Annotated in this window: 2 protein-coding genes; both read right to left on the minus strand. The window is 53.9% G+C overall.

Annotation, left to right across the window (positions count from 1 at the left end):
• The coding region (locus BJP06_RS09640; RefSeq protein ID WP_255365837.1) for a hypothetical protein at positions 1-304 on the minus strand (304 nt) is incomplete at its 3' end.
• Between the two features lie 105 nt (positions 305-409).
• Positions 410-2,344, minus strand: a complete 1,935-nt coding sequence (gene tet(W), locus BJP06_RS09645) for a tetracycline resistance ribosomal protection protein Tet(W) (RefSeq protein WP_369822272.1) — start codon at positions 2,342-2,344, stop codon at positions 410-412.
• Positions 2,345-2,453 lie beyond the last annotated feature (109 nt).

The raw sequence follows: 2,453 nt of genomic DNA on the forward strand, positions 1-2,453 counted from the left end.
ACGGTAGTTGGTGATAGATCCTGACCATCTGCTGTTTCTGGGTATCGCTATAGGTGACAATCCCGCGATCTTCAGTGTTGGGGATAAACACGACTGCCGCAGCATCCGGCATGACCAACTCACTATCGGAAAGCGTGGCACCGGGTGCAAGGGTGACAGTCGGCAACGCCAGCACATCGCGTGCAGATGGCAGGCTTGCACGCCGACGTTTACGAGTCCTGCCGGGGTCGGGGTCGGTGTTGTAATCTGCCCAATCCTTCTCTGGTGGCTTGGGGATCAGCGGGGGAATATCGTGTGGGGGCATGGGTGTGGACCTCCTTCGGGTTCTGGCCCACAACCAGCCTGCCACCTAGGGTTATCAATGATATTTCGCAATAGCCAGCAATGAACGCTTGCATTGCGCAAGACGTTACATTATCTTCTGAAACATATAGCGCACCTTGTCCAGGCGGCTGTTTGGACGGCGGGGCTGGATGACTGGCTTGCCGACAGCGGCCTGATACCCTTTCAGTTCTGTAAGGCATACGCTCTGCCCGTTGGTGTAAAAGGCCAGATCAGTACGGTATGCCTGTATACAGCGGGCGGGAATCTCGCCAGTAAAGACAACTTCATCCTTTTTTACCTGGACCGTTTCGATGGTGGCACAGTATTTCGGTGCATCATGATAAGCCCTGGAAAGATATTCCCGGGGCGCATAGAGGGTGAAGGAGAGATAAGGTTCCAGCAGTTGCGTCCCTGATTCCTTCAATGCCTGTTCCAATACAATCGGGGCCAATGAGCGGAAGTCCGCCGGCGTGCTGACCGGACTGTAATAAAGCCCGTATTCAAAGCAAATCTTACAGTCCGTTACGTTCCAGCCGAACAAGCCCTGCTCCAGCCCGTAACGGATACCATCCCTGACAGCGTTTTGAAAACTCTGGTTCAAGTATCCCAGCGAAACCCGGCTCTCGTATTGTACACCGGAGCCAAGCGGGAGTGGTGTAACAGACAGTCCGATGGATGCCCAAAACGGGTTGGGCGGCACCTCGATATGGATGGTGTGGCTGGCTGCTTTGAGCGGCCGCTCCATATAAATGACGGTGGGTTCCTTTACCACTGTTTCAAGCTTGTATTTTTCCGACAGCAAAGCGGAAACAACCTCCAACTGCACCCGGCCCAAAAAAGAAAGAATGATCTCATGGGTGATGGAATCCACCTCGCAGCGCAAAAGCGGGTCAGTATCCGCAAGTTGCGTAAGAGCGTCCAGCAGCCGTTCTCTTTGCGCTGCCGTTTTCGGCGCAATCGACGTCCGCAGCATGGGGAGGGGGTCCTCACGCCACCTTTTACGAGGGAGCCGGGTTGGGTCCCCTAATACATCGTTTAACCTCACGCTGTCGCTGGGAAGGATAACAATTTCACCCGGATAAGCGGTGTCTGTCCGAACAATTTCCCCTTTGGATGGAATACGCATCTCTGTGATTTTCAGCTTTTCTCTCCCGGCCAGGGCCACCGTATCCCGCAGGCGCAGCGTTCCGCTGTATAGCCGTAGATAGACACGCCGCTGGCCGCAATTTGTATACTCCACCTTGAAAACGCTGCCGCATAGGGCGGCGCTCCCCTGTTCCCCAATCGGTTGGAACAGCCCTGTCACCGCATCCATCAACGGTTGAATGCCAAGGCCCTTTTTGGCGCTGCCATAATAGACCGGGAACAGGGAGGCGTCTTGAACCCGCCGCTGTTCCTCCCGCACAAGTTTTTCCCGGCTGATTGGTTCTCCTGCGATATACTTTTCCAATAATTTATCGTTATTTTCGATGACCGCATCCCATGCTTCTATGTCGGTATTTTCCTCCAGGACTATTTCCGGGGACAGCGACACCGTCTGCTTGATGATAATATCGGCGGAGAGCTTATCCCGAACAGACTGAACCACGCTCTGCAAATCAACGCCAGCCTGGTCGATCTTGTTGATAAAGATAACGGTGGGAATGTTCATTTTCCGCAGGGCATGGAACAGAATACGGGTCTGGGCCTGCACGCCATCTTTAGCGGAGATCACCAAGATGGCCCCATCTAAAACAGCCAAAGAGCGGTACACCGCCGCCAAAAAATCCATGTGGCCGGGCGTATCCACAATGTTGACTTTACATCTGTGCCACTGGAAGGAAGTGACTGCCGCTTGAATGGTAATCCCACGCTGCCGCTCCAAAAACATGGTGTCCGTCCTCGTTGTCCCTTTTTCGACGCTCCCCGGTTCTGAAATGGCTCCGCTGGCATATAGCAGGCTCTCCGTCAAGGTCGTCTTTCCAGCGTCTACATGGGCAAGAATTCCAATATTGATTATTTTCGGGTTAAGCGACAAAATGTGTGCTTTTTTGGATATGGATTCCAGGTCCTGCCTGGGCCTACGGCGGGACAGTGCTCGTTGAATCGGGATTCCCTGCCGTAGACCGGAAGGTCCACCACTTCAGGCG

It is taken from the genome of Corynebacterium sp. NML120713 (genome assembly GCF_001875735.1).
Classification (GTDB): Bacteria; Actinomycetota; Actinomycetes; order Mycobacteriales; family Mycobacteriaceae; genus Corynebacterium; species Corynebacterium pseudogenitalium.